This window comes from Enterobacter cloacae complex sp. IR5422 (assembly GCF_049238165.1).
Classification (GTDB): domain Bacteria; phylum Pseudomonadota; class Gammaproteobacteria; order Enterobacterales; family Enterobacteriaceae; genus Enterobacter; species Enterobacter roggenkampii.
The window spans coordinates 21,828-45,261 of record NZ_JBMKHT010000025.1; the positions used below are offsets into that span (position 1 = coordinate 21,828).

Genomic DNA, 23,434 nt, shown 5'->3' on the forward strand with positions numbered 1-23,434 from the left:
GTTGTGCTTACCGGGCCTACCCGTTCGTAGGCCGGATAAGGCGAAGCCGCCATCCGGCGATGGCGTTACTGTAATTGTGCTGCGACTAACGGCCAGCGGGCGTCAAAATCGTCCGTTGGGCGGTATTTGAACTCGCTGCGCACGAAGCGGGAAAGCATCCCTTCACAAAACGCCAGAATCTGGCTCGCCAGCAGCGTTTCATCAATGCTGTATCCTTCACCCTCACGCATTTTCTTCTCGCGCAGAACCTGGCGCAGCTGCGCTTCAATGCGTTCGAAAAGCTGGTTAATGCGGCCCTGGAGTCTGTCCTGCTCAAACATCAGCGCGTGGCCGGTCAGGATACGGGTTAAGCCCGGATTGCGTTCACCGAAGCCCAGGATTAACAGCACTATCAGACGCAGACGCGCGGTAGTGTCTTTTTCGTCTTTCAGAATCAGGTTGATGCGCGTGATCAGGCTGTCTTCAATAAACTCGATCAGACTGTCGAACATCCGGGTCTTGCTCGGAAAATGACGGTACAGCGCCGCCTCAGACACGCCTACGGAGGCGGCCAGTTTAGCGGTGGTGATGCGTTGACTGCCATCGCTGGATTCAAGCATCAGAGCCAGAGATTGAAGTATTTCTTCGCGACGATTCCTTTTCGCGGTTTGTTTTTCTGCCATGTTACAAAATACCCCTGAAAATAAGCACTTGCCAGGCTGGCATCCACACAGCGACCGCAAACGGACGTTTGCGGTTTGTTATTGCATTATGACGCTGTGAGATACGTGTTTGTCGGGCCGTTACTTGCGCCCGGAATGGCCGAAGCCGCCTTCGCCACGGTCGGTGGCGTCAAAGTCTGCCACCAGGTTAAATTCTGCCTGTACCACCGGTACAAAGACCATCTGTGCGATACGCTCACCCGGTTCAATGGTGAAGCTGTCCTGACCACGGTTCCAGACGGAGACCATCAGTTGACCCTGATAGTCGGAGTCGATCAGGCCCACCAGGTTACCCAGCACAACGCCGTGCTTATGGCCCAGGCCAGAACGCGGCAGGATAACCGCTGCCAGCGACGGGTCAGCAATGTGAATCGCCAGGCCAGTCGGAACCAGGGTCGTGGCACCCGGAGCCAGTTCTACGGCGTCATCGAGACAGGCGCGCAGGTCAAGACCGGCAGAGCCGGAGGTGGCATAGGTTGGCAGCGGGAATTGCTCGCCAACACGCGGGTCCAGAATCTTAACGTCGATTTTTTTCATCATAACGGGTAACGATCTCGTCGAGTAAATGTTGGCCCAGGAGTTCCTTGCGCTCAAGCGGTAAGACTTTATCTCCATCCTGCCAGAAAAGGTGCAGTGCGTTGCTGTCGCTGTTAAATCCTTGTGTGGCCAGCGATACGTCGTTCGCGCAAATCAAATCGAGGTTTTTGCGGGTACGTTTTTGCCGGGCATATTCTTCCACATTATTCGTTTCTGCGGCAAACCCAACAACGTATGGACGGTGGCTTTTTAGTGCGGCGACACCGGCAACAATGTCCGGGTTTTTCACCATTTTTAGTGTTAATTCATCGCCTTGCTTTTTAATTTTAGCCTCGGCGATCGTCTCAGCACGATAGTCTGCCACGGCCGCACAGCCGATAAAAATCTGCTGGCTTTGCGCATGTGCCTGCACGGCGGCTTCCATCTCCAGCGCGGTGGTAACGTCAATTCGCTTCACACACGCAGGGGTAGGCAGAGAGACCGGGCCGCTCACCAGCGTGACGTTCGCACCACGCTTCGCGGCGGCGGCGGCAATCGCAAAGCCCATTTTGCCGGAACTGTGGTTGGTGATGTAGCGCACCGGATCCAGCGGCTCGCGCGTGGGGCCCGCGGTTATCATGATGTTGAGATGTTGCAGATCGTTGACAGGCGAAAAGTGGGCCGCGGCCATATCAACAATCGTCAGCGGATCAAGCATGCGGCCCGGGCCAACATCGCCGCATGCCTGGCTACCGCTGTCCGGACCCCAGATAAGCAGGCCGCGTGAGGCCAGCGTCTCAAGATTGTGCTGCGTAGCCGCGTTACGGTACATCTGCTGGTTCATGGCAGGCACGACGGCAACAGGCGCAGGTGTGGCCAGACAAATGGTGGAGACCAGGTCGTTTGCCATACCGGCCGCTACCCGGGCGATTAAATCAGCCGTGGCGGGCGCGAGGATAACCAGGTCTGCCCATTTCCCAAGCTCAATATGGCCCATCGCGGCTTCGGCGGCCGGATCGAGCAGGCTGTCAGATACCGGGTATCCTGAAACGGCCTGCAGGCTCAGAGGAGTGATAAAGGCTTTACCGCCTTCGGTTATCGCGACCCGTACATCTGCCCCGCGCTCGCGCAGACGACGCACCAGCTCCGGCGCTTTGTAGGCAGCAATACCGCCGCTCACGCCAAGAACGATTTTTTTACCGGCCAGGCTCATCATGATTCTTTCCTGTTGGGGTTCACCAGAGAGCGGGCATTTTATCACAATCCCCAAAACGGGGTGATTTTGTCCTTCGACCACTTTGCGAGGCGCTACGCAAGAACGCAACGTGGTCGTCGAGTGCCTGACTGGCCTGTGGCAGCATGCGGTTAAAAAAGGGAGAAAGAGCATGGAAGAAGAGGATGAGCCGCTGCTGCCGCGCGAAAAACTGCTGCGCTATGACGTCACCCTGTTAAAAGATGATGAACTGCTGGCGCTCTTTTTACGTACCGGAACGCCCGGTAAAACGGTATTTACGCTGGCAAAAGAGCTGATCGTACATTTCGGTTCTCTGCACGGTTTGCTGACCGCCGAACTGGCGCAGTTTAAGCACGTAGAAGGGATCGGTGTGGCGAAATATGCCCAGTTGCGGGCCATTGCTGAACTTGCCCGCCGTTTTTACAATGTCCGCATGGAGAAGGACGATCCGATCCTGACGCCAGCGATGACGCGTGAATACCTGCAAAGCCAGTTAACCGATATCGAGCGCGAGATCTTTATGGTGATCTTTGTCGATAACAGAAACCGGGTACTGAAACATAGCTGCCTCTTTGCCGGTACGTTAAGCCACGTTGAGGTGCATCCGCGAGAAATTGTGCGGGAAGCGATAAAAGTGAATGCAGCGGGCGTGATCCTCGCGCATAATCACCCCTCAGGCTGTGCAGAACCGAGCAGAGCGGACAAAGAAATCACCGAGCGCATTATCAAATGCTGTCAATTCATGGACATTCGTGTGCTGGACCATCTGATAATTGGCCGCGGAGAGTACATTTCTTTTGCAGAACATGGCTGGATTTAGGCTATTTCTCGCGATCCATCGGGATCTTTGTCTGTTCGGGACTTGAGCACACCGCCGAGTCAGCGTATACTACGCCACCTTTGAGAATCTCGGGTTTGGCATTTGGGCCTGGCAATCGAGAGTTCACTTAGAACTATGCGATGACCGGGCTGTAAAGCCTGACGAGGCGCCGATACCCCATACGAAGCTCGAGCTAATTTGATTTTTGGAGAATAGACATGTCCCGAGTCTGCCAAGTTACTGGCAAGCGTCCGGTGACCGGTAACAACCGTTCCCACGCACTGAACGCGACTAAACGCCGTTTCCTGCCGAACCTGCACTCTCACCGTTTCTGGGTTGAGAGCGAGAAGCGTTTTGTCACCCTGCGCGTATCTGCTAAAGGTATGCGTGTAATCGATAAGAAAGGCATCGATACAGTTCTGTCTGAACTGCGTGCCCGTGGCGAAAAGTACTAAGTACTTAAAGAGGAAATAAATCATGGCTAAAGGTATTCGCGAGAAAATCAAGCTGGTTTCTTCTGCTGGTACAGGTCACTTCTACACCACCACGAAGAACAAACGTACTAAGCCGGAAAAACTGGAACTGAAAAAATTCGATCCAGTTGTACGCCAGCACGTACTGTACAAAGAAGCTAAAATCAAATAATTTTAGTCTCCTTGTATCGAAAAACCCCGCAACTGCGGGGTTTTTTGCATTCTGTATCTCAACGGAGGAACCATGCCTGAATTACCTGAGGTAGAAACCAGCCGTCGCGGCATTGAGCCCCATCTGGTCGGCGCGACGATTCTTCACGCGGTTGTCCGTAACGGGCGTCTGCGCTGGCCGGTGTCCGATGAGATCCATGCCCTGAGCGATAAACCCGTCCTTAGCGTGCAGCGCCGCGCGAAATACCTGCTGCTGGAGCTGCCCGACGGCTGGATCATTATCCACCTGGGGATGTCCGGGAGCCTGCGCGTTCTTACCGAAGAACTGCCTGCGGAAAAGCACGACCACGTCGATCTGGTGATGAGCAACGGCAAAGTGCTGCGTTACACCGATCCACGGCGCTTTGGCGCGTGGCTGTGGACGAAGGAGCTGGAAGGGCATAACGTGCTGGCGCATCTGGGCCCGGAGCCGCTCTCAGACGCGTTTAACGCGGAATACCTCAAGGCGAAGTGCGCGAAGAAGAAAAGCCCGATTAAGCCCTGGCTGATGGATAACAAGCTGGTGGTCGGCGTGGGGAATATCTACGCCAGCGAATCGCTGTTTGCGGCCGGGATCCACCCCGATCGGCTGGCCTCGTCGCTGTCGGCGCAGGAGTGTGAGCTGCTGGTCCGCGTGATTAAAGCCGTATTGCTGCGCTCGATTGAGCAGGGGGGGACAACGCTGAAGGACTTCCTGCAAAGTGACGGCAAGCCGGGCTATTTTGCCCAGGAACTGCAGGTGTATGGCCGTAAGGGCGAACCGTGCAGAGTCTGCGGCACACCCATTATTGCCACGAAACACGCCCAGCGCGCCACGTTCTACTGCCGTCAGTGCCAGAAATAGGGCTACTTGAGCTTTTCCATCAACGCCTGGTGGACGTTAACCGGCAGGAAATGGGTAACGTCCCCGTGATGGCGCGCCACCTCTTTCACCAGCGTGGACGAGATAAACGACCACTCTTTGGAGGGCATCAGGAATACGCTCTCCAGTTCCGGCATCAGGTGGCGGTTCATGTGCGCCAGCTGCATCTCATATTCGAAGTCTGCCACCGCGCGTAAACCGCGGATCAGAATGTTCGCCTGCTGGGTGCGGGCGAAGTTCGCCATCAGGTCGCTAAACCCGACCACCTCAACATTCGGCAGGTGCGAAATGGCATCGGTGGCGAGCTGCACGCGCTCGTGGAGGTCAAACATCGGCTTTTTGCTGGGGCTGGCGGCAATCGCCAGGATCACCTTGTCGAACATGCACGCCGCACGGGTGATGATATCAAGATGACCGTTGGTGATCGGATCGAAGGTACCCGGATAAATCGCTTTTGTGCTCATGGCTCACGTTTTCTCTGAGTAGCCGCGGCAGAGCGCCCACAGCTCGGTGTATTTGTTGAAAGTATACTGGGCATTGACTACCGCGAGTAACCAGCCCTGCTTACCGTCCAGCACGCCACCACGCAGCAGCAGCGTTTTCAGAAACGCGCCCAGCGTGTGGGTGAAGATTCCGGTCAGCGAGGCCTTCTTGCCGCGCTGGTGACGCTCCTGCGCCCATGCGGTGGCATAGTTGAGCTGTTTGCGCTGGAAGCTTGCGAAATCGCGGCAGGTCAGGTGCAGCAAATCGCCCGTCAGGGGGATGACCTGGGCATTGTCGCAGGCCAGGGATTCATGCACCAGATTGTCGTTGTACTGATACCGCTCGCGCTCGTAGAGGCGCGTCACGCGGTCAGGATACCAGCCGCTGTGGCGCATAAAACGGCCAAGGAAGTAGTTGCGGCGGGCAATGCTGTATACAGCACCAGGTTGAGGTGAGGAAAGCACCGCCTGAATGGCCTGCTGAAGCTCCGGCGTGATGCGCTCGTCAGTATCGAGCATCAGGACATAATCTCCGGTGGCAAACCCCTGCGCGCGCTGGCGCTGGATGCCATAGCCTTGCCAGTCAGTATCAATAAAGACTTTTGCGCCCGCTGCCCGGGCAACGTCCACCGTGTTGTCCGTACTTCCGGAATCAAGAATGACTATCTCGTCAGCCCAGGCTACCGACGCCAGGCAGTCCGGAAGCAGGTCGGCGGCGTTTTTGGCGATCATCACGACCGACAGACGCGTTGACATCAGTGGCTCCGCTGGGGCAGGTAAGGTTGCAGAAGTTGCAGCAGACGGGTCAGGGCACCCTGGTTCTGGTGCAGCACTTCGACCGCATGTCGCCCGTACCACAGGCGATAATCTTCGTCAGTCAGAAGGGTTGAGACCTCTTTAACTACGGAGTCCGCATCGGTCACGGTAATTAAACCATCGGCCTGCTGTAATTTCGCGCAGATATCTTTGAAGTTAAACGTATGTGGCCCCATCAGCACCGGAATCGCGTGGGCTGCCGGCTCGAGCGGGTTATGGCCGCCGCGCTCCACCAGGCTGCCGCCGACAAACGCGAGGTCAGCAATGCCGTAGAGCAGCATCAGCTCGCCCATCGTATCGCCAATCACCACCTGGGTGCTGCCAGACGGGATCTCCCCGCTGCTGCGCAGCGTGAAGCTGAAACCGCCTTTTTGCACCATTTCACGGGCATCTTTAAAACGTTCCGGATGGCGGGGCACGAGGATTAGCAGTAAATCAGGGAAGCTTTCCAGCAGCTTGCGGTGCGCCTGCAGGATGATCTCTTCTTCACCGTCATGGGTACTGGTCGCAATCCAGACCTGACGACGCGGGGCCCACTGGCGGCGAAGCGTGATGGCGCGGGCGGCGAGTTCAGGGGTAACCGAAATATCAAATTTCAGGCTGCCCGTCACCGCAAGCTGGTTGCGTTTGAGGCCCAGAGAGATAAAGCGTGCCGCATCTTCTTCATTCTGCGCGGCAATCAGGGTGATCTTGCTCAGCAGGCGGCGCATAAATTTACCCAGCTTGCCGTAACCTTTCGCCGAGCGCTCTGACAGGCGCGCGTTGGCAATCACCAGCGGAATTTTACGGGCATGCAGGGCGGAAATCATGTTTGGCCACAGTTCGGTTTCCATCACAATCACCAGCTTCGGGCGAACGGTATTCAGGAAACGATTCATGGCGCAGGGGAGATCGTAAGGGAGATAGACGTGATGAACGTCTTTGCCGAAAGCGGATAACGCGCGCTCCGAGCCGGTTGGCGTCATCGTCGTGACGGTGATCGGCAGCGACGGGTAGCGGTGACGCAGGGCGCGAACCAGCGGGATTGCCGCCAGCGTTTCACCGACAGAAACGGAATGCAGCAAAATACCGTCCGGCGCGACTTTATTGCGGCAGAAGCCATAGCGTTCAGCCCAGCGTTTACGATACGCAGGCGCTTTACGGCTACGAAGCAACAGTCTCAGCCACACCAGTGGCTGAATGATGTAGAGCAGAGCGGTATACAACAATTCCAAGCGATTATCCGTTTTTTTAGTTTCGGCGGGCAAATTCTAAGCATTTGAGCCGTCTAAAGCTATCTCTTTGGTGTTTTAAGACACCCATTTGCCTGCGTTACGCTCATTCGCCTGAAAAAAAACGGGCAATTTCTTGCCCGTTTCATGTCTAACCGTTTAGCGCTCCGCTTCGGGGAGGGCATTCAGATGGTAGGTTACGCGCTCCGAAAGCCCGCGAATATCACCGCCAGTGATAAAGAAGCTGTCATCTTTTTGATTCGGATTGCTGACGTCGTAGCCCAGCATCTTGTTGATGAGCGTTGCCACCTGATAATGGTTGAGAGGTACCTGCGGGCTGATCTCCTTCATGGCGTAAGCTGGATCGTTGCTGAAGTAGAGGAACGGTACCTGAGCAATTGGCATTTCAACAACCGAGTGGCCAAACAGACCGTTATCGCCCACGCGTTCACCGTGATCGGAGGTGATAAACACCAGCACCGGCAGTTTGGATTTTGCCAGCGCGGTGCGAATCGCGGACGCGAGTTCTTTGTCATACAGGCGGACCGCATCGTCATACTCGTTTTTCTTCTGCGCCACATCATCACTCAGACGCGGCGTAGAGAATTTCGCGAAGCCCTGCGGGATATTACGCTCGTACGGGATATGTGGAGCACGGCTGTTGAGCACCATCAGGAACGGTTTGTTCCAGTCCAGGGTTGCTTTCTCAACGGATGGCGTCAGAACAACGTCTGCGCCGACATCTGGTGCCGGGCGGATCTGGGTATCTTCCCACAGATCGATATCATGGATGCCAATCCAGTTGCTCAGCCCTTCCAGCCCCTGGGCGGAGATAAAGGCGGTCTGATAACCCTGTTTCTTCGCGTTGGCGAAGATATTGGTGGATTTCGATTTATAGGCCCCGTAGTTATCCGGCTCGCGCAGATTATTCACCAGCATCGGGATGGCCACGCGGGTGGACACGGCGTTGGAGACAATCAGGCGGCCCGTACCTTGATACTGCTGGAGCAGCGCTTTCAGCTCAGGCGTGGTATCGCGTTCGTAGCCCAGAGCGCTGACGTGGTGCGGATTAAGGCTTTCACCTATCGCCAGAATAATCGAATATTTACCCGCGCGCGTATCCTTAACAGATTTGACCTGGTAGGGATCGTAGTGGGTCAGATTCTGGTTTTCGCCTGACATCGCTTCCGGGATCAGGCGTATGGCGCTGAAGCTCATCGCAGACAGGCCGTTACGCAGCAGGGAGTGGCGCAGGTCCGGGTTGAACTTGTACATCTGCCCGTCGATCGCTTTGTAGAACTGACCGACAAACATCACGACAATCGCAAGCAGGCAAGGAAGCGCAATCCATTTGTGCCAAAGCGGCGCCAGACGACGCGCAAAGACCAGCGCAAACACGACCGCCACAATCATGATGGCGAAGTAGATGCCCAGTGAACCCAGGCTGTCGGTGATCCCACTGGCAATGTCTTTCGTTTCCACGAACGCCAGCCAGACTTCGCTCGGGCCATAGAACTGACCGTAGAACTGGTAGTACACCGCTTCCGAAATCTGAACGATAAACGTGACGGCCAGCAACAGGCGAGTCAGGAAGAAACGCGCGCTGGCTGCGGCAAGCAGGGAAATGATCAGATACAGCGAGATATCACCGGATTTCGGCTGGTAGACGTGATCTTTCAGCAGAATGATGATTTCTGAAAGCGAGAACAGCAGCAGGAATGCCAGCGTCAACCCCAGGGTGCGCAACAGATTGCTGCGCGGGGTGAACGAAGAATGTGTCGTTGTTTTGAACATGGAAGGACTCTATTCCGATCAGAACTTTTTAGTCAGCGGGCGAATGGCTTTACCAAAGCCAAAGCGCAGTGCGCGAACTACCGTAGGACGATTGTGCAATCCTTTTCGCCAAATACCCTCAAACAGGGCATACCAGCGTGCAGCGACCGCTTCGCGGGAATAGACCTGTAGGCGTTTTTCACCCTGTTCGCGCATCTGACGATACAGTTCAGGGGAGTTTTTCAGACGCATGATGGCATTGAAGGCTTCATCAGGGTTTTTGGCGATCAGGTAGTCCAGCTCGCTTTCGCGGATCGCGCGATAAGACGGCTCGTCATCGCAGACCATCACCGTTTTCCCCAGCCAGTTGTTAATGAGCTTACTGGCAGGCTTACGCGCCAGTTTATGATCGTGTGATTTGCGGAAGCTGATGCACACGTCCACGTCCTGGTAGTTTGTCCAGTTATCGAACGAGATGCGGAGCTCAATACCTTGTTCGGCAAGACGTTGCTTAAAATTCCCTTCGCGGTATTCGTCCGGGAAACTGTCTACACGGCCGAAGAATGCGACGGTTTTGATTGTCTCGTCGGTGCGTTCGCGTGGTTTTACGCCCGGCTGTGGCCAGTAGGGGACGAAAATACGATTGCTATGGTTGTCTACTTCCGGATTCTGGTCGACGACAACATCGGCGCCAATCACGGGAGGGCGGTCCGCACGCGCGACCACGGTGAAGCCACGCCACGGCTTCACGCGGGAACCAAAGTCGTCGTTATGCATCAGGTTAATGGCATCTGGCCTGCATTCAGAGCCAAACGAACACTCGATTGCGTCACCATAATAGTGCTTTAGCGCCAGGGTAGTCTGGAACGTCCAGCCACCGCGGCCGCCACAATAAAATCGCTCCGGAATATCGTCAGGATTGACCTGGTTATCCAGGAGAGTCTGGAAATCTGCGTAGTTTTTAGCGATGAAATCCGCGCGGGAAACCGCGTGTAATTTAAGTTTGGTCATAATTTCCGTTAGCCAAGAATTTTTTTAAGACGGAAGTAGCGACGTCCCAGACGCCACCGTTGGCGGAAGCCGCGCGCATTTTGCCAAATCAGAGTCCAGATACCGCGATCGAAAAGCTCACGGGTGATCTCGCGTTTTTTGGCCATATCTTCAATGTTATTAATGCTATGCAGGATCCCAAGACCCTCTTTGGCGATTTGCCAGCGGCAGGCGGGCACGCGTTTCACCTGTTCCGGATAGCGTTTGTTGATGGCGTCCAGCATCTCCAGAATCTTCATATAATGGCGCGAAGAGCGCATGCGCGTGTCGTCCGTGCCAGGCGTATGGGAAACGGAAGCGGAGTGGATTAGGTAGTCGTAATAGGTCTCATCAATATACTGCACGCGTCTGGCGGTGAGCAGCACTTCCGTAGTCCAGGGGATGTCCTGATGGCGCAGACCCTGTTCAAAGCTGAAGCCCTGCTCTTTGATAAAGGCGTGGCGATAGATGTTCAGCCACGTCACGTGCAGGAACTTGCGCGATTCGAGCGCCATCTGCAGCCAGGTCGGGCCGTCCAGCACGTCGGTTGACGCAAGTTTATCTGAAGGGAAGATCTTCTTCGACGGGCGTCCGTCGTCATAAATGTAGGTACCGTTGCAGGTCGCGACGTCCAACTGCCCGGCGAGTGCAATCTCAAGCAGGCGCGGATACATACCCGGATAGATAACGTCATCAATATCCGGAAACGCGATGTAATCGCCCGTTGCTGCGGCCAGACCGGTATTACGGGCCGCAGAGACACCCCCATTAGGCTGGTCGATGACGTTAAAATGACTGAATTCACTGGCGTAGCGGGCGATGATATCTGCGGAGCCGTCAGTTGAGCCGTCATTAACGATAACAAGTTCCAGGCTGTGCAGATTCTGTTTCTTTATGCTGTCAAAAAAAGCGCTCAGGAAATTCTCGCCATTATAGACGGCGACAACGAGGCTTAATTGAGGCGTTCCAGACATGCTTACTCCGTAATTTAACGCGGTGAGATGCGGCTAACGAGCGATACAGCAACGTGCAATGGCTTTTCGACAGCCGGCAGGCAAAAGAGTTCTGATAGGTAACGTTGCGCCGATGCGTATTGTCAACGGCGCTATGTATACGCAATCAGGAGGTTGTTTCTGTTCGTTTAGCGGGCCGTAACGCGCACATTCCCACAAGCAACCCGGTTAACAGCATATATTGTTCCAGGTAGTGATCTTTCAGATTGTGGTCAACCATGGTGCGGGAGAAGAAACCAACCGTAAACAGCAGCAGGAACATGCCCGCCATCATATTGCCATGGCGGAACTCGCGCCAGCCGATGTACCAGCAGCCTGCCAGCAGAATCAGCCAGCCTGCAATGCCCGCGATGCCGTTCTGGATACCAAACTCAATCAGGCCGTAGTGGCTGTGCGGAATGTTAATGCGATTGTCCTGCGTGTCGCGACGCAGCACATAGCGGAAGGCCTCTTTGCGAGGCCCCATTCCCGCAGGGTGTTCGCCCACCAGTTTCCAGCCCTGATGGAAGAAGCTCGCGCGACAGCCGTTGGAGTGGTTCATTGGACGACCGAGATCGTTAGTCGGTACTGTTCCGTTGGTTTTGTTATAGCAAAAACTGGTGAAAGGCGCGTTCCAGCCTGTTACGGCATCATCTTCCAGACTTTGCCAGCGCGGATCGGTTTTCCAGGAGGCATAGCCCAGAAGCGCAGAAGCGATAGTAATGCCCAAAAGAATGCCACCGGTGAGCAACACCCGGCTGCGACGCATGCTATGCAGGCTAAGCAGAATGAAGGTGGAGAACAGGCTGCCAACCAGGCCGATCGTTCCCCAGCGGGTATCGACTAACGCCGTGCAGACAAGGTTACACAGCAGCATAAAGGCGAGGAACGGTGTCTTCAGGCGTAAGAAACGCTGATGAAGCAGGCCGCGCGTAAGCAGTTCGGCGAGCAGGAAACCGGTGATCATATTGACCTGGAAGCTCATGCGCGTGCGGTTATAAACAATCCGCGTTTCGCCCCAGTGGATCACGCCGTCTCGCCAGTAAAGCCAGACGGTATCAAGGAGGTGGATACAGACGACGCCCCAGAAAAAAAGGACGACGAGAGTAAAGAACCGGGCTGCCGATAAAGAGGGGAAGCGCTCCTGAATCACCGGTAATAACACCAGGCCCGTACAGAAAAGCAATACCGGACGTAACCACTGTCCATCCCAGGTCGACACCATTTCTTTAATATCTGGCGCGACAAAAAAGCCGTTAATCAGGATAAAGAAGGTTAATGCCCACAGCACAATAAGCACGAACTTAATTTTGTTTAAGTCCAGCGCTTTTCTCGCCACTGAAGAGCTAAAGAAAAGACCGAGCGCCACCACAATATTAGGATAAATCAGTCCATTACGATGAAAAGGTAGCTGATCGTTTGGGATTGGCCAGATAAAACATAAAGCCAGTACAGACAGTACTAAAAGACCTGTCAGGATGTTACGAGTATTTGTCATAATTTTGGTACTGGTAAAGGATCTCGGCGTTAATACCGGTTAGTTAACAATGCCATATGCAGATTCCACTGATTATGAGTGGAATAAAAGCCTGAGAAAATTACCACAGAAGCCATTACTACAGAAGGACAATGTTTGTAAGCAAGATTAATCCGCCTGTGCATTATCGTAATACCCGCGTATATAATCGGCGGCCTGGACAGCGGTTTCAGCTAAACGACAGGAAATATATGCATATTGTTCACACTGAAGCAGACGGCGGCAAAGGCGGGCAGCCTCTGCGCATTATCAACGAATCGCTTGGGATGATTCAGCGTGGCCATCAGGTGACTCTCCTTTGTCCGGAAACTGCGCCGCTCCACGCGCTGGCACGCAATGCCGGTCTGACGGTGGTCACGATGCCGTTGAAGCGTAAGAACCTTAAAAACCTGCAGGTGCTGCGTCGCTGGATGAAGGATAACCGTCACTCGATTGACGTCATCAACAGCCATAACTCTGCCGATACCTGGCTGGTGGCGCTGGCGAATCTGACGCTGTCCAACCCTGTACCACTGGTGAGAACCCGTCATGCGTCCGGCGTACCGCGCAACAACTGGACGACCCGCTGGCTCTTCCGCACGGCCTGCGCGCATATCGTGACCACCGGCGAGGCGCTGCGCCATCAGGTGGCAGATATTGGCGTGCCGATGTCCCAGAGTACGTCGGTACCAAGCGGTGTCGATACGCAGCGTTTCCATCCGGGAGATAAGCACCAGGCCCGGGTTCATTGTGGTTTGTCGCAGGACGATTTCTGGCTGGGCGTGGTATCGCATTTGCGCCCGAACAAAGGCCATAGCGTACTGCTGCGCGCCCTGGCGAAAATCGCCAATCCACACATCAAGCTGGCGATTGTCGGCGAAGGTCCGCACAAAGCGACGCTGGAACAGGAAATCACCGCCCTGGGGTTACAGCAGCGCGTGGTCATGGCGGGACATCAATCCGATCCGGAACGCTGGTTCCCGGCCTTTGATATTGCGCTCAGCCCTTCGCACGATATGGAAGGTGTTCCACAGGGCGTGCTGCAATCGTTAGCCACCCGTATTGCCACCATTGCGACGGATGCAGGTGGAACGGGAGATGCGGTGATTAACGGGCAGACGGGAGTGCTGGTCGCGCAGCGCGACGAAAACGCGCTGCACGATGCCATAATGAAACTCTATGACGACTCAGCCCTTCGCGAGACGCTCGCGCAACAGGGATATGACTACCTGAGCACGCACTTTACCCGCGAATGTATGCTGGACGCGATGGAGAAAGTCTTCTCCGATGCCGCTCAGCGCAGCAAATCGCGATAAAGCGCCTGTAGCTCTTTCGCCATTCTGTCCAGGGTGAAGGGCTCGGCGGTTGCACGCGCAGCGGCGGAGTAATCGACACCCTGTTCACGGCCTTTCAGCCACAGCGAGATGGCCTGCAGGTAGCCTTCGCTGTCCAGCGCATCGCGCACCCAGCCGTTTTGACCCTCGGTTATCCACTCCGCCGCGCCGCAGCCGTGGCTGGTAAGCAGCGGCAAACCACAGGCCAGCGCTTCCACGCAGACGTTCGGGAAGGGATCGTAGAGCGTCGGCAGGATAAGGGCATCCGCCGTGCCATAGACTTCACGCACGTTGGCAACGGGGCCCAGGAACTTCACTCGTGAGGAAATCCCCAGCGCCTGCGCCAGCTTTTCGAACTTCCGCGCATGTTTATCGCGGCCGGCAATCAGCAGCCAGACGTCAGGATGCGCCACAATGGCGCGCAGCGCGGTGGCGACGCCTTTACGGCTGAAGCCTGACCCAACATACGCCAGCACCGGTGCGTCAGGAGGAATACCCAGGGCATCACGCTGCGAAAGGGCGCGGACCTCAGGGCTAAACTGAACGGTGTCCACGCCGTTGTAGATCACCGTCAGCTTGTCGTCCGGCAGCCCGAAGCGCCGCGCGATATCATCGCGCACCATCTTCGAATTACAGATCACCTTGCGCAGCTGCGGATGGGTATACATCTGCGCCTCGGCCTGCAGAATGTAGCGGTGATAGCGGCTCAGAGATTGCGCCCAGCGCGCCAGCGGCGACAGAATGCGGCCATATTGCTCAAGCCAGGTGGCGTGAACACCGTCGCCCGCCCGGAAGATGGTGGCTCCCGGTATGCGTTCGTGGCTTTGCACAATATCAAACTGCGCAAAATGCGCGGCGGCTTCGAGGGCAAAACCGGATTCACGCGCGATGCGATTGCGAAACGGCGGATTGACCGTCAGCGTTTTCCAGCCTGCGGCATCCTCCCACTGGCGAGCAATCAGCGTGACATCAAGCGAGGTATCCTGCGCCAGCACGTTTAGCGCACGTGAGACAAAACGCTCTGCGCCACCGTTGGGGTTGTAGGTCTGTCGGACAATCGCCAGCTTCATGCAGGTGTTTCCGTTTCCAAGAGCATCGTATCGATGGCGCTCAGCACCTGCTGCGGGGTGATGGCGGTGATGCAGTCTGAGACACCGCTGTCTCCGCAGCCCGCTTTGCCGCAAGGCTGGCAGGTAAACCCGGCCACAATCACACGATAATTTACCCCCCACGGCGCCCATTTGATGGCGCCGGTAGGGCCAAAGATGGCGACGGTTGGCGTACCGACGGCGCTCGCAAGATGCATTGGCATGGAATCCACGCCGAAGTACACCCGGGCGTGCTTCATGAGCGCGCCCAGCTCTTTCAGGTTCAGCTGACCGCTTAAATCAAAGACCGGCTGGGTGAGGGCTGCGCGCAGCGCATCCATATAGGCCTTCTCTTCTTTTGACGGTGCGGCGGAGAGGACGATCGGCAGGCCGCGCGCCGCCAGGTTATCAATGGTCGCTGCCAGCTTTTTGATATCCCAGGCCTTAAACATCCAGCGCGAGGTCGGGTGAACCAGAATGTAGGATTTACTCGTGAGCCCAAACCCGGCCAGCTTTTCGGCCACAGAGGCTTCTGCCGCGTCACCGGGCACAAAAAGCGTATGTTTGTCTTCATCGGACTGCGGATGAATGCCGATCCGGCGCAGGGCATCCAGATTAACCTCCACCATATGACGGCTGTTGTCCTGAATCGCCGGATAGAGCGTGGTGAACGATTTCACCCAGCGGCGACGCGCCAGGCCACCGCGCTTATCCGGCTTAAAGCCGACGGAGACGCGCGGTTTCAGGCGACGCGCCAGGCGCGCGCCGTGCCAGTGTTCGGTCAGGTTAATCAGCACGTCATACTGACGGCCTTTCAGGGTGTTCAGCAGGGCGCGGTAGAGGCGGAATTGTTCAAACCAGCCCTTCTTGCGCCAGTTGCGCCCAATAGTGTGCACCTGGTCGATATGCGGGTGGCTGGTCAGCATCGCCTGGGTATCGTCATAAACCAGCGCATCGACTTCCACGTTCGGCCAGTTCTTTTTCAGCACGGTAAAAACCGGCGAGGTAAGCAAAACGTCACCGTGGTGACGAAGCTTAATAATCAGCACGCGCTTTGGCGGGCGCTCCGCTGAGAAAAAATCAGACATAGGCTCTCTCTGCTGCCAGCAAAGGCTCTAATTGCGCAAATACCGCAGCGGCGCTGAGATCGCTCAGCTGCGATGAGTGTTCCGGGCGGCAGATATATTGATTTTTTCCATAGCCGCCGATCAGGCCCGGGTCCGTTGGGCCGTAAAGCGTAATATTAGGACGGTCCAGCGCCGCCGTCAGGTGGCTGAGTCCCGTATCCACGGAGACCACAGCCGTAGCGCCTGCCAGCGCCTGAGCGACGCCATCCAGCTTCATGCGCGGCAGAACGTCCACATAATCAAACCCTGCCGCCAGGCGTTTGGCGCGCGCTTCTTCATGGGGAGCGCCCCACGGGAGTTTGATACGTAACCCCGCACTTCCCAGCAGGCCGATCAGTTCGCGCCAGTGCGCTTCCGGCCAGTGCTTGTCGTCGCGGGTCGTTGCATGAAGGAAAATCAGGTAGGGTGCGTCTGTTTGTTGCGAACCGTGCAAAAAATGCTGCGAAATGGCGTAATCGCCCTGCGTTTCCGGCTTTGCATAGCCAAGACTCTTTGCAAATAGCTCGCGGGTACGTTCCACCGCGTGCTGCTGCTTCGCGATGTGGTGGCGGAGGTTATAGAACAGGCTCGCCAGCGGTTCGCGGGCGGTTTGCCAGTCCATGCCGTGCTTTACGCCTCGCGCCAGTCGCGTCACCAGCGCGGCGCTTTTGACCAGCCCCTGCGCGTCGATGATGGCATCATAACGCTGCACCTGTACCGCCTCGCGGAAGGCTTTGCGTTCGGCTTTAATCGGCGCGGAGAACCACGCTTTCCGCCAGCGGCGAATCGCCACCGGGATCACGCGGTCAACCGCTTCATGCCAGGTGGGGATCTGCGCGAAGCCCTCTTCCACCACCCAGTCAAAACGAATGCCCGGTACGGCCTGCATGGCGTCCGTCAGTGACGGCAGCGTGTGCAGAACATCGCCCATCGACGAGGTTTTAACGATCAGTACCCGCATTCGTTATCCTTCTTCGCTCAACAGCAGTTCGTTAAGCTCTTCAAGAACGCGCTGCGGGGTAATGTCGATCAGGCTCTGATGATAACCTTCAGCGGCATCGCCTTTGCGCACCTTGTGGTAGCCAGTGATCAGGCGAATAACGCGCGCTTTATGGGAAAGCGGAGGCGTAAAGTCCGGGCTGCTTGGCCCATACAGTGCCACCAGCGGACGGTTGAGCGCAGCGGCGACGTGCATCAGGCCTGAATCGTTGGTAACCACAGCGTGGCAGGCAGCAATCAGGATAACCGCCTGCTCAAGCTGCGTTTCTCCCGCCAGGTTGCGGCACCAGGCCTGCTGTTCATTACTGAGCGTCGCGAGAATTTCGTTGCCCGCCTCGTGGTCTTTTGCCGAACCGAACAGGACAATCTGGTAGCCTTCGTCGATCAGCTGTTTCGCCAGCTCTGCATAGTGGTAGTGCGGCCAGCGTTTTGCCGGGCCGAACTCGGCGCCAGGGCAGAAGCCAATCATCGGACGTTCAGCCGAAAGGCCAAACGCGCTGCAGGTCTGGGATTTTTCACCGTCGTTAACCTGAAGCTGGGGCCAGAGCAGCGGCTGCGGCAGGTCTTTCGCGCTGCGCATCACGCCTTTGTCATAGGCCAGCGCCACGTAGCGCTCCACCATTAATGGCCAGGCCGCTTTATCCAGCACGCGCGCATCGTTCAGCAGGCCGTAGCGCATTTCGCCGCGCCAGCCGGTGCGATGCGGAATGCCCGCAAAGAAGGGCACCAGGGCAGATTTAAAGGAGTTGGGCAGAACATACGCGCGGTCATACCGCTTCTCGCGCAGGCTATGGCCGAGCTTGCGGCGTTCGCCAATTTCCAGCGCCCCGTGGCCGAGCGGCATCGGGATCGCTTCATTCACTTCCGGCATACGCGATAACAGCGGACGGCACCATGCGGGTGCCATCACGTCGATTATCGCCTGGGGATAGCGCGCCTTGAGCGTGCGATAGAGACTTTGCGACATCATCATGTCGCCCACCCATGACGGGCCGATCACCAGAATCTTCATACTTACGCGTCGCGGTTCAGCCAGGCCATATACTCCGTTACGCCTTCGGCAACGGTTTTGAACGGCTTGTCATAACCCGCTGCGCGCAGGTTAGTCAGGTCAGCCTGGGTGAACGCCTGATAGCGGCCTTTCAGCTTGTCCGGGAACGGAATGTACTCGATGCTGCCTTTTTTATGGTACGCCAGCGTGGCGTCAGCCACCGCCTGGAAGGACTCTGCGCGGCCGGTACCCAGGTTGAAGATGCCGGACACGCCGTTTTCCCAGAACCACAGGTTTACGGCTGCCACGTCGCCCACGTAAACGAAGTCACGCTTAAAGCCGTCGCTGCCTTCGAACAGTTTTGGACTTTCACCGTTATTCAGCTGGGTGTTCAGGTGGAACGCCACGCTCGCCATGCTGCCTTTGTGGCCTTCGCGCGGTCCGTAGACGTTGAAGTAGCGGAAGCCGACGATCTGCGAGTTCGCTTCTGGCAGTACCTGACGCACGTACTCGTCGAACAGGAATTTGGAGTAGCCGTAGACGTTCAGCGGCTGCTCATATTCGCGGGCCTCGATGAAGTCCGAGGTACGCCCGCCGTAAGTGGCGGCAGAAGAGGCATACAGGAACGGAATTTCACGCTCCAGGCAGTAGTGCAGGATCTCTTTGGAATACTGATAGTTGTTGTCCATCATGTACTTGCCGTCCCACTCTGTGGTGGAAGAACACGCACCTTCGTGGAAGATGGCTTCGATCTCGCCGAACTCTTCACCCGCCATAATCTGGATAAGGAAGTCTTCTTTATCCATGTAGTCAGCGATGTTCAGATCCACCAGGTTGACGAACTTGGTGCCGTCTTTCAGGTTGTCAACCACCAGGATGTCGGTGATGCCTTTGTCATTGAGAGCCTTAACAATATTGCTGCCGATAAAGCCTGCGCCGCCGGTAACGATGATCATAACTGTAACCTTTGAAGTGTGGAGCCCGGGGACAATCCCGGACGCTAATGTTTCTATCATATCATTAGTATGGCTGCCCTTCAGCCATTCACCGACATAGCGCAAGGGTACACGTGATTTATGCTGCAAAAACGACAAGAGATGACGTGTCATCTCGTCATGAACTATAGGTTTGGGTAATATGTCCCGAAATTTGCCGAGTCTGGAGAATTGCAATGCGTGGTGATTTTTACAAACAGTTAAACAGCGACCTCGAGACCGCACGTGCGGAAGGGTTGTTCAAGGAAGAGCGTATTATCACGTCTGCCCAGCAGGCGGACATCACCGTTGCCGACGGCAGCCATGTGATCAACTTTTGTGCGAACAACTACTTAGGTCTTGCGAATCACCCTGAGCTGATTGCCGCTGCCAAAAACGGCATGGATACCCACGGCTTCGGCATGGCCTCCGTACGCTTTATCTGCGGAACCCAGGACAGCCATAAGCAGCTTGAGCAAAAGCTGGCAACCTTCCTCGGAATGGAAGATGCGATTCTGTACTCCTCCTGCTTTGACGCCAACGGCGGCCTGTTCGAGACCCTGCTCGGCGCAGAAGATGCCATTATCTCCGACGCCCTGAACCATGCGTCCATCATTGACGGCGTGCGCCTGTGCAAAGCGAAGCGTTTCCGCTACGCCAACAACGACATGGTTGAGCTGGAAGCGCGCCTGAAAGAGGCCCGTGAAGCGGGCGCTCGCCATGTGCTGATCGCCACCGACGGCGTGTTCTCCATGGACGGCGTGATCGCCAACCTGAAGGGCGTATGTGACCTGGCAGATAAATACGACGCGCTGGTGATGGTCGATGACTCTCACGCCGTCGGTTTTGTCGGCGAAAATGGTCGCGGCTCCCACGAATACTGCGACGTAATGGGCCGCGTGGACATCATCACCGGCACGCTGGGCAAAGCGCTCGGCGGCGCATCCGGCGGCTATACCGCTGCGCGTAAAGAGGTGGTGGAGTGGCTGCGCCAGCGCTCGCGTCCGTATCTGTTCTCCAACTCCCTGGCACCGGCGATTGTTGCCGCCTCCATCAAAGTGCTGGAGATGGTGGAGTCCGGCGCTGAACTGCGCGACCGCCTGTGGTCCAACGCGCGTCTGTTCCGTGAAAAAATGAGCGCCGCAGGGTTCACCCTGGCCGGTGCTGACCACGCGATCATTCCGGTGATGCTGGGTGATGCGGTCGTGGCGCAGAACTTTGCCCGCGAGCTGCAGAAAGAAGGGATTTACGTCACCGGGTTCTTCTTCCCGGTGGTGCCAAAAGGTCAGGCGCGTATCCGCACCCAGATGTCTGCGGCGCATACGCCTGAACAAATTGAACGTGCGGTGGAAGCCTTTACCCGCATCGGTAAACAGCTGGGCGTCATTGCCTGAGGACGTGTGATGAAAGCGTTATCCAAACTGAAAGCGGAAGAAGGGATTTGGATGACCGACGTGCCGGAACCGGAAGTCGGTCATAACGATCTGCTGATCAAAATTCGTAAAACGGCTATCTGCGGTACTGACGTTCACATCTACAACTGGGACCAGTGGTCGCAGAAAACCATTCCTGTACCGATGGTTGTCGGTCACGAATATGTCGGTGAAGTGGTGGGTATCGGCCAGGAAGTGAAAGGCTTCAAAATCGGCGACCGCGTCTCCGGTGAAGGTCACATTACCTGCGGCCACTGCCGTAACTGCCGCGGCGGGCGTACGCACCTGTGCCGCAATACCATCGGCGTGGGCGTGAACCGTCCGGGCTGCTTCGCGGAATACCTGGTGATCCCGGCCTTTAACGCCTTCAAAATCCCGGACAATATTTCTGACGATCTGGCCTCCATTTTCGATCCGTTCGGTAACGCCGTGCACACGGCGCTCTCCTTCGATCTGGTCGGTGAAGACGTGCTGGTCTCCGGCGCGGGCCCCATCGGCATTATGGCGGCAGCTGTGGCGAAGCATGTAGGTGCGCGCAACGTCGTGATCACCGACGTAAACGAATACCGCCTGTCGCTGGCGCGCAAAATGGGCGTCACCCGCGCGGTGGATGTCTCGAAAGAGAGCCTGACCGACGTGATGGAAGAGCTGGGCATGACCGAGGGCTTCGATGTGGGTCTGGAGATGTCCGGTGCGCCACCGGCGTTCCGCACCATGCTCGACACCATGAACCACGGTGGCCGTATCGCGATGCTGGGTATCCCGCCGTCGGATATGTCCATCGACTGGAACAAAGTGATCTTCAAGGGGCTGTTCATCAAGGGTATCTATGGTCGTGAGATGTTCGAGACCTGGTACAAGATGGCGGCGTTGATTCAGTCCGGTCTGGATCTGTCCCCGATTATTACTCACCGTTTCTCTATAGATGAGTTCCAGCAGGGCTTTGACGCGATGCGTTCCGGCCAGTCAGGGAAAGTGATTCTGAGCTGGGATTAACCGCGAAAGCGCCTTCGGGCGCTTTTTTTACGGCCTCTTCACGTTTCTTACATCCGCAATCAGATTATTTCGATTTTTCCTTCGCTTTTTTACCCGCACACTTATAAAGTTTGTTGACGATCCGTTTACTTTACAGAGCCTATGTTCAAGCTTACCGTTTGTTTATTGACCTGTAATTCTGCGCGTTTGCTGCGCGAGGTGATTCCTCCGCTGCTGACGGTGGCAGATGAAATTGTCGTTCTGGATTCCGGCAGTACGGATGCCACCCTTTCTATTTGCCGCGAGTACGGCCTCTCCCTTCATCATCACCCCTATGCTATGCATGGCGTGCAGATGAACCATGCGATCGATCTGGCGAGCAATGACTGGGTGCTATGTATGGATAGCGACGAGATCCTGGACGCGGAAACGGTCGACTTTATTCTGACCCTGAAAGCCGGGGATGAACCTTCCGCCGATCGCGCCTGGCGTATCGCCCGCTACTGGCACGTGCTGGGCGAGGAGGTGCGTACAATCTATCCTGTTTCCTCGCCTGATTTCCCGGTGCGGCTCTTCAATCGTACCCAGGCTCGCTTCAACCAACGACCCGTAGATGACAAAGTTGAAGGTAAGATTGTCGCCGTGAAAATGCCGGGGCGGGTGCGTCACGACACGTTTTATAACCTGCATGAAGTGTTCAACAAGCTCAACAGCTACACCACCCGGCTGGTGAAGTACCAGCCGGCTCGGCCTTCGATCGGACGCGGCATCATCAGCGCCATCGGGGCGTTCTTCAAATGGTATCTGTTCAGCGGAGCCTGGCGTCAGGGCAAGGTTGGGGTCGTGACGGGTCTGTATGCCACAGCCTACAGCTTTTTGAAATATTTCAAATCCTGGTATCAGCATCAGGAGAAAAAAGAGCCCGTTGCGAATGAGCAGACGGACTCTCAGATTGCGAAATAAGCGTCAGGCTTTCTTACCCCATCCCTGCCACTGCTGCTGGACGTATTTCACCAGCGTACTGTTACTGATGCTGTCTCCGATGACAGAGAAGAAGCGGGTCGCGTAGACCGGTTCAAGCGGCTGCTTCGGTACGCAGCGCTTCACGCCGCGGAACGGATTACGCGGCGCCGTCGGGACGGGCTGCGCAGAATTCGGCGTAGAGCTATCCACCTGCGGCTCGTTCAGCAGGTCGCTCGGGCGCACCAGCGTGATATCGGAAGGTAAGGTCGGCAGCATTTGCTGCAGGACGCGAACGGTAGACGGGTGGGGGTGACCGATGGCAATGGCCGAACCATTGCGGCGGGCCAGCTGTACCGCGCGATTAAACTGCACGCGAATATCGGCTTCGTTCTGGGTATCATCCAGGAACACCTTGCGCTTAATCACCTTTACGCCCGTTCCCTGAGCGGCGCGCATCGCCTGGCTGTTGCCGATGGTCATGCTGTCGAGGAAGTAGAGATTGTAACGCTCCAGCGCCTGCATCACTTTTAGCATCCCGTACAGGCTGGAGGTCATCGCGCTGCCCATATGGTTGTTCAGCCCTACGGCATACGGCACCTTGTTGTAGGCGTCGCGGATGATGCGCTCGATCTCCTCGCTGCTCATATCCGGGCGCAGGGTATCTTTTTCCAGCGGCTGCTTGCTGAGCGGGGCCATAGGCAGGTGGATGAGAACCTGATGCCCGCTGCTGTGGGCTTTGGTCGCCATCTCACGCGCGTGGGGGGCATTCGGCAGGACGGCAACGGAGATGGCCGACGGCATCGCCAGCACCTGGTTTTCATAATGTGGGCGATAACCGAAGTCATCAATCACGATAGCGAGCTTACCGGCGTATACCGGTGCAGCCAGCGCCAGCGCGCTGACGACGGAGAAAACGATTCGACGAAATTGAAGCAA

The 23,434-nt window shown here is 56.3% G+C and carries 24 protein-coding genes; 8 read left to right on the forward strand and 16 right to left on the reverse strand.

What is annotated here, in order from left to right; translation table 11 throughout:
* Nucleotides 1–65: 65 nt before the first annotated feature.
* The 3 genes from slmA to coaBC form a co-directional block, all read right to left on the reverse strand.
* A complete protein-coding gene (gene slmA / locus ACOTXT_RS13510) occupies nucleotides 66–662 on the reverse strand; it encodes a nucleoid occlusion factor SlmA (protein ID WP_008502690.1) in 597 nt (198 codons plus the stop codon).
* Nucleotides 663–782: 120 nt separating this feature from the next.
* A complete protein-coding gene (gene dut, locus ACOTXT_RS13515) occupies nucleotides 783–1,241 on the reverse strand; it encodes a dUTP diphosphatase (RefSeq protein ID WP_008502691.1) in 459 nt (152 codons plus the stop codon).
* Entirely contained in the window at nucleotides 1,219–2,430 is a 1,212-nt protein-coding gene (coaBC, locus tag ACOTXT_RS13520) for a bifunctional phosphopantothenoylcysteine decarboxylase/phosphopantothenate--cysteine ligase CoaBC (RefSeq protein WP_025910617.1), read from the reverse strand. Before coaBC ends, dut begins: the two co-directional genes overlap by 23 nt.
* Before the next feature lie 172 nt (nucleotides 2,431–2,602).
* Between coaBC and radC the strand changes: the two genes are divergently transcribed.
* The 4 genes from radC (at nucleotide 2,603) to mutM (ending at nucleotide 4,798) form a co-directional block, all read left to right on the forward strand.
* Nucleotides 2,603–3,271, forward strand: a complete 669-nt coding sequence (gene radC / locus ACOTXT_RS13525) for a RadC family protein (RefSeq protein ID WP_008502693.1) — start codon at nucleotides 2,603–2,605, stop codon at nucleotides 3,269–3,271.
* Nucleotides 3,272–3,489: 218 nt separating this feature from the next.
* Nucleotides 3,490–3,726 carry a 50S ribosomal protein L28 gene (gene rpmB, locus ACOTXT_RS13530; protein WP_002436699.1) on the forward strand — a complete coding sequence of 79 codons (237 nt, stop codon included), beginning with the start codon at nucleotides 3,490–3,492 and terminating at the stop codon, nucleotides 3,724–3,726.
* Between the two features lie 22 nt (nucleotides 3,727–3,748).
* The gene (gene rpmG, locus ACOTXT_RS13535; protein WP_003024094.1) at nucleotides 3,749–3,916 is read left to right on the forward strand and encodes a 50S ribosomal protein L33; all 168 of its coding nucleotides are present in this window, start codon (nucleotides 3,749–3,751) and stop codon (nucleotides 3,914–3,916) included.
* A gap of 72 nt (nucleotides 3,917–3,988) precedes the next feature.
* Entirely contained in the window at nucleotides 3,989–4,798 is an 810-nt protein-coding gene (gene mutM / locus ACOTXT_RS13540) for a bifunctional DNA-formamidopyrimidine glycosylase/DNA-(apurinic or apyrimidinic site) lyase (RefSeq protein ID WP_008502694.1), read from the forward strand.
* Between the two features lie 2 nt (nucleotides 4,799–4,800).
* Here mutM and coaD read toward each other — a convergent pair whose 3' ends face one another.
* The 7 genes from coaD to ACOTXT_RS13575 all read right to left on the reverse strand — a co-directional run bounded on the left by coaD (nucleotide 4,801) and on the right by ACOTXT_RS13575 (nucleotide 12,617).
* Nucleotides 4,801–5,280, reverse strand: coding sequence for a pantetheine-phosphate adenylyltransferase (gene coaD, locus ACOTXT_RS13545; protein WP_055322065.1), 480 nt, complete (start codon nucleotides 5,278–5,280; stop codon nucleotides 4,801–4,803).
* 3 nt (nucleotides 5,281–5,283) lie between these two features.
* Entirely contained in the window at nucleotides 5,284–6,054 is a 771-nt protein-coding gene (locus ACOTXT_RS13550) for a glycosyltransferase family 2 protein (RefSeq protein ID WP_047748120.1), read from the reverse strand.
* Nucleotides 6,054–7,328 (reverse strand): lipid IV(A) 3-deoxy-D-manno-octulosonic acid transferase, encoded by a 1,275-nt coding sequence (gene waaA / locus ACOTXT_RS13555; protein ID WP_025910600.1) that lies wholly within the window; start codon nucleotides 7,326–7,328, stop codon nucleotides 6,054–6,056. The genes ACOTXT_RS13550 and waaA overlap by 1 nt, the downstream gene beginning before the upstream one ends.
* 156 nt (nucleotides 7,329–7,484) lie before the next feature.
* Nucleotides 7,485–9,119, reverse strand: a complete 1,635-nt coding sequence (locus ACOTXT_RS13560) for a sulfatase-like hydrolase/transferase (RefSeq protein ID WP_055322066.1) — start codon at nucleotides 9,117–9,119, stop codon at nucleotides 7,485–7,487.
* 18 nt (nucleotides 9,120–9,137) lie between these two features.
* Complete coding sequence (locus ACOTXT_RS13565; RefSeq protein WP_055322067.1) at nucleotides 9,138–10,109, reverse strand: hypothetical protein; 972 nt, start codon at nucleotides 10,107–10,109, stop codon at nucleotides 9,138–9,140.
* Nucleotides 10,110–10,117: 8 nt separating this feature from the next.
* Nucleotides 10,118–11,101, reverse strand: coding sequence for a glycosyltransferase (locus ACOTXT_RS13570; RefSeq protein WP_023294801.1), 984 nt, complete (start codon nucleotides 11,099–11,101; stop codon nucleotides 10,118–10,120).
* Nucleotides 11,102–11,246: 145 nt separating this feature from the next.
* Nucleotides 11,247–12,617 (reverse strand): O-antigen ligase family protein, encoded by a 1,371-nt coding sequence (locus tag ACOTXT_RS13575; RefSeq protein ID WP_063930199.1) that lies wholly within the window; start codon nucleotides 12,615–12,617, stop codon nucleotides 11,247–11,249.
* 230 nt (nucleotides 12,618–12,847) lie between these two features.
* On the opposite strand from ACOTXT_RS13575, the gene ACOTXT_RS13580 reads away from it, so the two are divergent.
* A complete protein-coding gene (locus ACOTXT_RS13580; RefSeq protein ID WP_044597365.1) occupies nucleotides 12,848–13,951 on the forward strand; it encodes a glycosyltransferase family 4 protein in 1,104 nt (367 codons plus the stop codon).
* Here the strand turns inward: ACOTXT_RS13580 and ACOTXT_RS13585 are convergent.
* The 5 genes from ACOTXT_RS13585 to rfaD are packed head-to-tail and all read right to left on the reverse strand — an operon-like array spanning nucleotide 13,930 to nucleotide 19,109.
* Entirely contained in the window at nucleotides 13,930–15,039 is a 1,110-nt protein-coding gene (locus tag ACOTXT_RS13585) for a glycosyltransferase family 4 protein (protein ID WP_055322068.1), read from the reverse strand. The genes ACOTXT_RS13580 and ACOTXT_RS13585 overlap by 22 nt on opposite strands.
* Nucleotides 15,036–16,145: a putative lipopolysaccharide heptosyltransferase III gene (gene rfaQ, locus ACOTXT_RS13590; protein ID WP_023294805.1), complete on the reverse strand. Its 1,110-nt coding sequence runs from the start codon at nucleotides 16,143–16,145 to the stop codon at nucleotides 15,036–15,038. Before rfaQ ends, ACOTXT_RS13585 begins: the two co-directional genes overlap by 4 nt.
* Nucleotides 16,138–17,124 carry a lipopolysaccharide heptosyltransferase RfaC gene (gene rfaC, locus ACOTXT_RS13595; RefSeq protein WP_055322069.1) on the reverse strand — a complete coding sequence of 329 codons (987 nt, stop codon included), beginning with the start codon at nucleotides 17,122–17,124 and terminating at the stop codon, nucleotides 16,138–16,140. The genes rfaQ and rfaC overlap by 8 nt, the downstream gene beginning before the upstream one ends.
* Before the next feature lie 3 nt (nucleotides 17,125–17,127).
* A complete protein-coding gene (rfaF, locus tag ACOTXT_RS13600) occupies nucleotides 17,128–18,174 on the reverse strand; it encodes an ADP-heptose--LPS heptosyltransferase RfaF (protein WP_008502706.1) in 1,047 nt (348 codons plus the stop codon).
* 2 nt (nucleotides 18,175–18,176) lie between these two features.
* Nucleotides 18,177–19,109: an ADP-glyceromanno-heptose 6-epimerase gene (gene rfaD, locus ACOTXT_RS13605; protein ID WP_023345204.1), complete on the reverse strand. Its 933-nt coding sequence runs from the start codon at nucleotides 19,107–19,109 to the stop codon at nucleotides 18,177–18,179.
* A gap of 215 nt (nucleotides 19,110–19,324) precedes the next feature.
* Here rfaD and kbl point away from each other — a divergent pair, with 215 nt between their 5' ends.
* From kbl to ACOTXT_RS13620, 3 genes are all read left to right on the forward strand, one after another.
* Nucleotides 19,325–20,521: a glycine C-acetyltransferase gene (gene kbl / locus ACOTXT_RS13610; protein ID WP_055322070.1), complete on the forward strand. Its 1,197-nt coding sequence runs from the start codon at nucleotides 19,325–19,327 to the stop codon at nucleotides 20,519–20,521.
* A gap of 9 nt (nucleotides 20,522–20,530) precedes the next feature.
* Nucleotides 20,531–21,556 (forward strand): L-threonine 3-dehydrogenase, encoded by a 1,026-nt coding sequence (tdh, locus tag ACOTXT_RS13615; protein WP_021242426.1) that lies wholly within the window; start codon nucleotides 20,531–20,533, stop codon nucleotides 21,554–21,556.
* A 141-nt stretch (nucleotides 21,557–21,697) separates the two neighbouring features.
* Nucleotides 21,698–22,498 carry a glycosyltransferase family 2 protein gene (locus ACOTXT_RS13620; RefSeq protein ID WP_008502710.1) on the forward strand — a complete coding sequence of 267 codons (801 nt, stop codon included), beginning with the start codon at nucleotides 21,698–21,700 and terminating at the stop codon, nucleotides 22,496–22,498.
* 3 nt (nucleotides 22,499–22,501) lie between these two features.
* Here ACOTXT_RS13620 and ACOTXT_RS13625 read toward each other — a convergent pair whose 3' ends face one another.
* On the reverse strand, nucleotides 22,502–23,434 hold the full coding sequence (locus ACOTXT_RS13625) for a divergent polysaccharide deacetylase family protein (protein ID WP_055322071.1): 933 nt from the start codon (nucleotides 23,432–23,434) through the stop codon (nucleotides 22,502–22,504).